Origin of the sequence: Streptomyces sp. SM1 (genome assembly GCF_002910825.1) — a bacterium.
In the GTDB taxonomy this organism is placed as follows: Bacteria; Actinomycetota; Actinomycetes; order Streptomycetales; family Streptomycetaceae; genus Streptomyces; species Streptomyces okerensis.
The window spans coordinates 1-8,967 of record NZ_NEUB01000605.1 but is presented as its reverse complement, the minus strand read 5'-3'; the positions used below and the strand labels follow the sequence as shown (position 1 = coordinate 8,967).

The following is an 8,967-nucleotide window of genomic DNA, read 5'->3' as shown; positions in this document are numbered from 1 at the left end:
GGGTTCACGACCTCGATCACGGCCCGCCCCGCGGCGGGGCGCCAGGTGCCGTCGATGTACATGCCGTCGTATGCCTTCATCCCGCTTCCTCCGGGGGCGTGGGGGTGCGGTTGCCCAAGTCGGCCGGTGCCAGTGTCGTCCGCCGACTAAACTAGCGGTGATAATTTTCCGGCGCCAGAGGGGCGGGGCTCCGCGCTCCCGCGCCGCGTCACTCCTCCAGGACGGGCAGCCGGTCCGGGTTCGGGCAGATCCGCCGGCCGGACTGGTCGAAGACGAAGAGGTGGGCGAGATCGACCAGGAGCGGTACCTGCATGCTCTGCCGGAGCCGGATGTCGGGGGTGGTGCGGACGATGAGGTCGCCGGGTACGCGCGGTTCCGCGGCGGCGGGTGCCGGATCCGGCTGTACGGGCTCGGCCGTCGCCATGGCGGACCCCGCCCGCAGCGCCCCCGCCCGTACCCGCAGCCGCTCCAGGACCGTGCCGCCCTCGCGCCGCCGGCGCCGGTCCGGACGGTCGGGCGCCGGACGCGGGGCCTCCAGCTCGGGGACGAGGGCGGGCCTGGAGCCGGTGTTGAAGTGGACGAGCACCTCGTGGCCCTGGAACTCCAGGTGTTCCACCAGGCCGGTGAGAGCCACCTCGCCGGTCCGGGCGGCGGCCGGTTTGGCGATCCGTACGGCCTCCGAGCGCAGACCCACGATCACTTCCCGGCCCTGCTGGACGCGCAGCAACTGGTGGTCCAGGGAGAGCGGTTCGGGCAGTCGCAGAAACTGTTTGCCCAGACTGATGGTCATCGCCCCGTCCAGCGGGGCGCGCACCAGACCGCGCAGCAGGTTGATGCGCGGGATGCCGATGAACGCGGCGACGAAGACGTTCTCCGGCAGCGCGTACACCGCGCGCGGGCTGCCGACCTGCTGGAGGACACCGCCGCGCAGTACGGCGACCCGGTCGCCGAGGGACATCGCCTCCGACTGGTCGTGGGTGACATAGACGGTGGTGACGCCCAGTTCGCGGGTGAGCTGGGAGATCTCGGCGCGCAGATGGTTGCGGAGCTTGGCGTCGAGGTTGGACAGCGGCTCGTCCATCAGGAAGGCGGAGGGGTGGCGGGCGATGGCCCGGCCCATGGCCACCCGCTGGCGTTCGCCGCCGGAGAGCTGGGCGGGGAAGCGGTCGAGCAGGTCCTCGATGCCGAGCATGCGGGCGGTCGCGTCGACGCGCGGGGCGGGGTCGGAGCCGGGGGCCTCGATGCGCAGCGGGAAGCCGATGTTGTCGCGGCTGCTCATGCTCGGGTAGAGGGCGAAGTTCTGGAACACCATTGCCATGTCCCGTTCGGAGGGCGGCAGATCGTTGCCGTACTCGCCGTCCAGGAACAGCCGGCCCTCGTCGATCTCCTCCAGTCCGGCGATCATCCTGAGCACGGTGGATTTGCCGCAGCCCGAGGGCCCGAGCAGGACGAGGAACTCGCCGGGCGCGATGTCCAGCGACAGCCGGTCCACCACGCGGGCGCCCCGCGTGTAGGACTTGCTCACGTCGTTCAGGGTGATGGCGCGTGTCATGAGGGTGCCCCCGGGGGCTCATCAGGGCGCTGGCGCTCCGCTGTCGAACGCCTCGTGCGGGTCGTACGGGGCGCCTGAGTCACGGAAGCTAACGGAAAGTAGGCGGCCGGGGGAAGACGCGGGACGAGATCTCCGCACTTCGTCCGATCCGCGAGAAAGCGGACGTCCGGATTCAGCACGGGGCGACGGGTCCGGCGCCGCCTCGCAACCGGCGTTCGTGCGGCGCGCCGCCGCCGAGGTCGCCGAGGTCGCCGAGGTCGCCGAGGTCCATGGTGCCGAGACCGGCCGAGACCGGCGTGTGCGTCGGCGTCCGGGACCGCGTCGGGCAGGACGTGCCGGCGGACGAGACTCCTCCCCGGCGGATTCGCCGTCCCGTCCGGTCGACACGGCCGGCAGGATGCCCCGTCCCGGACACGGTCGCGGCACCGGCGACGCGCCGGGGAGGCCGGCACGGGCCTTCCGTGTCAGTTGTCCCCGGTGACGCCGGAACCACCCGTGCCGTTGCCGCCGTTGCCGCGCAGCCGGGCCTTCCGGGTCAGCTCACCGGCCGCCAGGGTCGCCGTCGCCACACCGCGCGTCCAGCACGGGCCGCCCCGCGACGCCCGGACGACGCAGGCACATCCGCCGATGACGACGACGCTCTTCTTGAAGCCCTGGTCGACCAGGGCCTTGGTCACCGTGTCGCACTGCCCGGCGACACCGTCCAGCAGGGCGATGCCGGCGGTGTTCTCGTGCGCGGAGGCGGGCAGGACGACGCAGTCGATGACGAGGCCCAGCACGTCCACGGCCAGGCATCTCTTCCTGCCCGGCACCCTTTTCGCGGCGTCCTTGCCGGTCGTCGTGGCGGGGACGCCGACGGCGGCGTGGATGCTCTGCGTGTCCAGGACCACCAGGCTCGGGTCGGCCAATCGCTTCCGCTTCTCCCGCAGCCGCCAGCGCAGCAGGTCATGAATGTCCTGGTCGGTGCCCTCGTCGCGCCAGAGGTAGAAGTAGTACTTCACCGCTCCGGGCGGGGGCATGTCGTGGGGCAGGAACTCCCACTGACAGCCGGTGCGGTTCTGGTAGAGGATCGTGTTGACGATCTCCCGCATCGCGTACTTGCCCTGATGGCCGCTGACCGACGGATGCCGGGCCTTCCATGCCGCGATCACGGGATCGACGAGCTCCCACTGCTCGTCGGTGAGATCACTCGGGTACGGCTTGCGCATGCTCATGCCACAACCCAAGCGAACTCCGAACGCCTGACCGGCAGCAATGCCCCAACGTCACACCATCGAGCGATGACAAGACCGACAGAACGCCACATCCCGCACTCTTAGGTGCGGCGAAGAGGCGTCAGCAAGACGTCGGCCTGCGAGCAATATGGGCAAAACCCCTGGTCAGAGCTTTGCTCAGGTCAGAGAGCCGAGCGTTCGACCGCGGCGGCGGCCGACGGGGCCAGCTCGACGGGCACCCCGTTGAGGACGGCGTTGCCCGACAGCGGGTCGAGGAGGCTGCCGTCGAGGAGCTGGTTGACGTTGGCGCCGGGATCGACGGCCGCGTGCCCCATGCGGGTGCCGGGGCGGTCGTGCCCCCACCCGTGCGGCAGGCTCACCACCCCGGGACGCACGGCGTCGGTGACCTCGGCGGGGGCGGTCACCTCTCCGGCGGCGCCCTTGACGCGGACCGGCTGTCCGTCCCGTACGCCGAGCCGTTCGGCGTCGTCGGGGTGGACGTGCAGGGTGCAGCGGTTGGAGCCGCCGGTGAGGGCGGGCACGTTGTGCATCCAGCTGTTGTTGGAGCGCAGATGGCGGCGGCCGACGAGGACGAGCCCGCCGGGGCGTTCGTCCAGTGCGGCGCGCAGGCGCGGGAGGTCGGCGGCGATCGGCTCCGGAAGCAGCTCGACCTTGCCGCTGCGCGTCTTGAGCGGCTGGGGCAGTCGCGGGCGCAGGGGACCGAGGTCGATGCCGTGCGGGTGGGCGAGCAGCCGGTCCAGGGTGAGCCCGTCCCGGTCGGCGCCGAAGCCGTCGCCGTAGGGGCCGAGGCGCAGCATCATGTCGAGGCGCCGTTCGGGGCCGCTGTCGCCGGTGAGCAGGGCGGCGAGCTGCTGCGGGTCGCGGCCGTGGACCGGGGAGTGCGGGTCCCGGACCGCCTTGGCGAGGGTCTGGTCGATCACCAGGGTGTCCACGGCGGCGGGGTCGGCGCCGTGCATGCCCGTCGCGGCTAGGACGAGCCGGGCGAGGATCTCGGTCTCGGCCATCCGGCCCGGCTCCAGGGGGACGGCGGGGCGGGTGTAGCGGACCTGGTTGCGTACGGCGAGGGTGTTGAAGGCGAAGTCGTGGTGCGGGCTCTGCGCGGGCGGGGGCGGCGGCAGGACGACGTCCGCGTGCCGTGAGGTCTCGTTGAGGTACGGGTCGACGCTCACCATGAAGTCGAGGGAGCCGAGCGCCTTGTCGAGGCGGTTGCCGTCCGGGGCGGAGAGGACCGGGTTGGCGGCGACGGCGACGAGGGCGCGGACCGGCTCGCCCTCGCCGGTGGGGGTGTCGATCTCCTCGGCGAGGGCGGACAGCGGGAGTTCTCCCTTGGCCTCGGGGTGCCGGCGCACCCGGGAGTGCCAGCGTCCGAGGGCGAAGCCGCGGCCGGGGCCGGCGGGGCGCGGGGGCCGGTCGGTGGCGGCCTGGGGGAAGAGGGCGCCGCCGGGACGGTCGAGGTTGCCGGTGAGGACGTTGAGGACGTCGACGAGCCAGCTGGCCAGGGTGCCGTGCGGGACGGTGCAGCTGCCGATACGGCCGTAGACGGCGGCGGTGGGGGCGGCCGCGAGTTCGCGGGCGAGGGTGCGGATGGTCTCCGCGTCGATGTCGCAGGCGGAGGCGACGGCTTCGGGTGTGAAGTCGTCGAGTGCGGCGGCGAGTTCGTCGAGTCCCCGGATGTGCGGTGCCCGCTCGCCGAGGTCGGCGAGGCCCTCGTCGAACAGGGTGTGGGCCATCGCCGCGAGGAGCAGCGCGTCGGTGCCGGGTCGGATGGCGAGGTGGCGGTCGGCGAGGCGGGCGGTGCGGGTGCGGCGGGGGTCGATGACGGTGAGGGTGCCGCCGCGGGCCCTGAGGGCCTTGAGCCGGCCGGGGAAGTCGGGGGCGGTGCACAGACTGCCGTTGGACTCCAGGGGGTTGGCCCCGATCAGCAGCAGATGGCCGGTGCGGTCCAGATCGGGTACGGGGATGAGGTTCGCGTCGCCGAAGAGCAGCCCGCTGGAGACGTGCTTGGGCATCTGGTCGACCGTGGAGGCCGTGAACAGACTGTGGGTGCCGATCCCGGCGATCAGGACCGGCGGGTAGAGGGCACCGGCCATGGTGTGCACGTTGGGGTTGCCCAGGACGACGCCCACGGCGTGCGGGCCGTACCGCTCGACGACGGGCCGTATCCCGGCGGCCACGGCGTCGAACGCCTCTTCCCAGGTGGCCTCGCGCAGTTCGCCGTCGACCCGGACGAGCGGGCCGCGCAGTCGGTCGGGGTCGGAGTCCAGGGCGCCGAAGGCGGCGCCCTTCGGGCAGATGAAGCCCTTGCTGAACACGTCCTCACGGTCACCGCGGGCACCGGTGACCCTGCCGTCGTCGATGGTGAGGACCAGCCCGCAGGTGGCCTCGCACAGCGGGCAGATACGCAGGGCGGTGCGGGACACGGGGCCTCCCGGTACGGCGGCGGTGGTGGTGGTGACGCTCGGACGGGCCGAGCATACCGACCGGTACGCATGCTGGGGAGGGGTGGCGGGGGCTTCTCTCAGTCCAGCACCTGCGCCAGGTAGGCGCGCAGCATCTCGCGCAGCTCGCCGATCACCTTCTCGTCCCCTTCGGGCGCCATCCGGAACGCCAGGTGGACGAGGGCGTCGGCGGTCTCGACGGCGACGAGGAAGGTGCGGCGCAGATCCTCGTCGGCCTCGCGGCCCAGATAGGCGGCAAGCAGGTCGGTGAGGCGGTCGGCGACCCTGTGGTTGGGTTCGGCGCGGCGGGTGCCGACCGGGATCTGGTTGCCGAAGTCGACCAGGGAGAAACCGGGTGCGGTGCGCTTCATGTCCAGGTAGGTGCCGAGGACGACGTCCATGGCGTGCCGCCAGCCCCGGTCGCCGGTGCCCCGGAGCCGTTCGGTGACCCGTTCGGAGAAGCGTTCGAGATTGCGCTGGGCCAGGGCGCCGGCCATCTGGCGCTTGTTGCCGAAGAAGCGGTAGACGGAACCGATGGGAACACCGGCGCGTTCCGCGACGGCACGGGTGCTGAGGTCGTCGTAGCCCGCCTCGTCGAGGAGTTCGGCGCAGGCGTCGAGGATTCTGGCCAGGCGCTCGGCGCTGCGCCGCTGCACCGGTGCTCTGCGGAGCGGGGTCGCGTGGGGCACGGGCTTCATCATGCCTGTCCGGCACCGTCCGGCGAACCCCGCCCTCCCCCACGGCCGTCCGCCACACCGGAAACGGACGTTGCGGACACGAGGGCCCCGGAGAGGGGCGCCCCGGCGACCGGCGCGCCGGACACGGGCGCCCCTGGCGCAGACGTCCCGAGCACGGACGTCCCCGCGATCGGCTCCACGCTCGGGTCCGCGCTCGGCTCCTCCTGCGAGACCGTGATGTCGGCCGTGCTCTCCACCGGCTTCCCGTCCACGGCCCACACCGATCCGTCGTCGGCGTACAGGCGTGCGGTCACCTTGTGCGTGCCGCGCGGGACGAAGTCGCCGGAGAGGTGGTACTCGGGGGTGCGCAACAGTGCGACACGGCGGCCGTTCACCTCGAGGTGCGCCGTACCCCGGCCGGCCACCGCCCGCCCGCCGGCCCCGTCCGGGGAGAAGCGGAAGTTGCGCACCCGCAGCCGCACGTCCCAGCCGCCCTCGGAGTCGGGCGCGACCTCGACACCCACCTCGGGCGCCTCCCCCTCGTCCACCTCACGGTAGGGGCGCCCCTCCTCGTCCCGCTCGTCGAGGAGCCGGCCGGCGGGTGAGGGCGATGCCTCGCCCTCACCGTGGGCGGCGCGGGAAACGCAGCCCGCGGATCCGGCCAGCAGTACGACAGAGACCGCGAGCGCGGTGACCAGCCTCCGTGTCCACGTCATGCCGGGGAGCCTAGAACAACGGTGCGAGCGGGCGGATCCCCCTGAAGTCGGGTTCCGGTGTCCTCCCCCGAGAGGAGGGGGAACGGGTGGGGCCCGGATCGCGCGCCCCTCTTGCGCCGGAGAAATCGCAATCCTACGGTGTCCCATAGGAATCGGACTTCGAGGGAGCTGCGAACATGAGCGATGGGGGCACCGCCCGCGCGAGCGAATCCGGGCGCGAGGGAGCTCGCAAGGCCGCCGAAGGGCTGGAGCATCTCTCCGGTTTCGGCAACGAGCACAGCTCCGAGGCGATCCCGGGCGCCCTGCCCGTCGGCCGCAACTCGCCGCAGCGCGCACCGTTCGGACTGTACGCGGAGCAGCTGAGCGGTTCGGCCTTCACCGAGCCGCGGGCGGAGAACCGCCGTTCCTGGCTGTACCGGATCCGGCCGTCGGCGGCTCACCCGGCGTTCACCCGCACGGGTAACGGGGCGCTGCGCACCGCGCCCTTCACCCAGACGGTCCCCGACCCCAACCGGCTGCGCTGGAACCCGCTGCCGGAGCCGGCCGAGGGCACCGACTTCCTGGCCGGCCTGTGGACCCTGGGGGGCAACGGCGACGTCGCTCAGCGCACCGGTATGGCCGTGCACCTGTACCACGCCAACGCCTCGATGGACCGGGTGTTCAGCGATGCCGACGGTGAGCTGCTGATCGTCCCCGAGCGCGGCGGGCTGCTGCTGCGTACGGAGTTCGGGCTGTTGCATGTGGAGCCGGGACACATCGCGCTGATGCCTCGTGGGGTGCGGTTCCGTGTGGACCTTCTGGACGAGTCTGCCCGCGGATATGTGTGTGAGAACTACGGGGCGCCGTTCCGGCTCCCCGACCTCGGTCCGATCGGTGCCAACGGCCTGGCCAACGCGCGGGACTTCCGGGCGCCCGTCGCGGCGTTCGAGGACGTCGAGCGTCCCGTGGAGGTGGTGAACAAGTTCTGCGGCAACCTCTGGTCGGCCACCTATGACCACTCCCCGCTGGATGTCGTGGCCTGGCACGGCAACTATGTGCCGTACGCCTACGATCTGCGTCGCTTCAATGTGATGGGCACCGTCTCCTACGATCACCCGGACCCGTCGATCTTCACGGTGCTGACGTCGCCGAGCGACACCCCCGGCGTCGCCGGTGCGGACTTCGTGGTCTTCGCCCCGCGCTGGCTGGTCGGCGAGGACACCTTCCGCCCGCCGTACTTCCACCGGAACGTGATGAGCGAGTACATGGGCCTGATCGAGGGCGCGTACGACGCGAAGGCGGAGGGCTTCGTGCCGGGCGGGGGGTCGCTGCACAACATGATGTCGGCGCACGGCCCGGACCGGGACACGTTCGAGAAGGCGAGCGCCGCGGAGCTGCGCCCGCAGAAGATCGACGACGGTCTCGCGTTCATGCTCGAGACCCGCTGGCCGGTGTCCCTGACCCCTCACGCGGCACGGGCCGAACACCTGCAGCAGGGGTACGACGACGTGTGGCAGGGGATCGAGCGCACCTTCCGCCCGTTGCACTGAACCGTTCCCGACCGGTACGGATAGCCCGTGACCTCCTTCGCTCCGGATTCGATCGCCCTGACCCGCAAGTTGCCGCTCTGGTACCAGGTGTCGCAGTCGCTGCGCGCCTCGATCCTCGGCCGCTCGCCCCAGGATCCCCTGCGTCTGCCCACCGAGGAACAGCTGGCCGGGCACTACGGGGTGAGCGTGCTCACCATGCGGCAGGCGCTGAAGGAGCTGGAGGACGAAGGGCTGATCACCCGCCACCGCCGGCGCGGCACGTTCATCGAACCCGGCGCCCGGCGGGGCACCCCGGTGCGGCTGCTGGGCTCGGTGGACGCGATCGTGGCCCAGCAGTCCGGGATGACCACCGAACTGCTGGAGCACGGTCCGGCCCCGGTGCCGACGGAGATCGCCGAGTACTTCCCGGACCTGTCCGAGGCGGCGGCGTACCACCGGCTGCGCAGCGACGAGAAGACGGGGGAGCCGACCAACCACGCCCGCAACTACGTCCGCCCGGAACTGGCCGCCCGGATCGATCTCGACGACCTGGTGCGATGGCCGATGACCAAGGTGCTGCGGGATGCCGTCGGGGCGGACATCAGCCGGATCACGGACACGGTGGAGGCCCGGCTGGCGGACCCGGAGACGGCCCGACTGCTCCGGGTCCCGCTGCTCAGCCCGATCCTGCACTACACCGGCATCACCTACGACACGGACGGCCGGGTCCTGGACGCTGCCGTCATCAACTACCGGGGCGACCGCTTCTCCTTCACGGTCACACTGGACGCCACCTGATCCGCCGGCTCCGCACCCGCCACCGGACCGCTGCCGCCCGCCG

The 8,967-nt window shown here is 72.0% G+C and carries 6 protein-coding genes and 1 pseudogene; 2 read left to right on the top strand and 5 right to left on the bottom strand.

What is annotated here, in order from left to right; genetic code table 11:
* Window positions 1–208 precede the first annotated feature (208 nt).
* From B9S61_RS14940 to B9S61_RS14920, 5 genes and pseudogenes are all read right to left on the bottom strand, one after another.
* Window positions 209–1,552: an ABC transporter ATP-binding protein gene (locus B9S61_RS14940; RefSeq protein ID WP_103542696.1), complete on the bottom strand. Its 1,344-nt coding sequence runs from the start codon at window positions 1,550–1,552 to the stop codon at window positions 209–211.
* Between the two features lie 623 nt (window positions 1,553–2,175).
* Window positions 2,176–2,766 (bottom strand): annotated as a pseudogene (locus B9S61_RS14935) (IS5 family transposase); the annotation flags it as partial.
* Between the two features lie 182 nt (window positions 2,767–2,948).
* Window positions 2,949–5,207, bottom strand: a complete 2,259-nt coding sequence (locus tag B9S61_RS14930; RefSeq protein WP_103542695.1) for a molybdopterin oxidoreductase family protein — start codon at window positions 5,205–5,207, stop codon at window positions 2,949–2,951.
* Between the two features lie 98 nt (window positions 5,208–5,305).
* Window positions 5,306–5,923: a TetR/AcrR family transcriptional regulator gene (locus B9S61_RS14925; protein WP_103542694.1), complete on the bottom strand. Its 618-nt coding sequence runs from the start codon at window positions 5,921–5,923 to the stop codon at window positions 5,306–5,308.
* Window positions 5,923–6,618: a hypothetical protein gene (locus B9S61_RS14920; protein WP_103542693.1), complete on the bottom strand. Its 696-nt coding sequence runs from the start codon at window positions 6,616–6,618 to the stop codon at window positions 5,923–5,925. Before B9S61_RS14920 ends, B9S61_RS14925 begins: the two co-directional genes overlap by 1 nt.
* A gap of 176 nt (window positions 6,619–6,794) precedes the next feature.
* Between B9S61_RS14920 and hmgA the strand changes: the two genes are divergently transcribed.
* Together hmgA and B9S61_RS14910 are read left to right on the top strand one after the other, a co-directional pair.
* Window positions 6,795–8,147, top strand: a complete 1,353-nt coding sequence (gene hmgA / locus B9S61_RS14915; protein ID WP_103542692.1) for a homogentisate 1,2-dioxygenase — start codon at window positions 6,795–6,797, stop codon at window positions 8,145–8,147.
* Between the two features lie 27 nt (window positions 8,148–8,174).
* Window positions 8,175–8,924 (top strand): GntR family transcriptional regulator, encoded by a 750-nt coding sequence (locus B9S61_RS14910; RefSeq protein ID WP_103542691.1) that lies wholly within the window; start codon window positions 8,175–8,177, stop codon window positions 8,922–8,924.
* The last annotated feature ends 43 nt before the right edge of the window (window positions 8,925–8,967 follow it).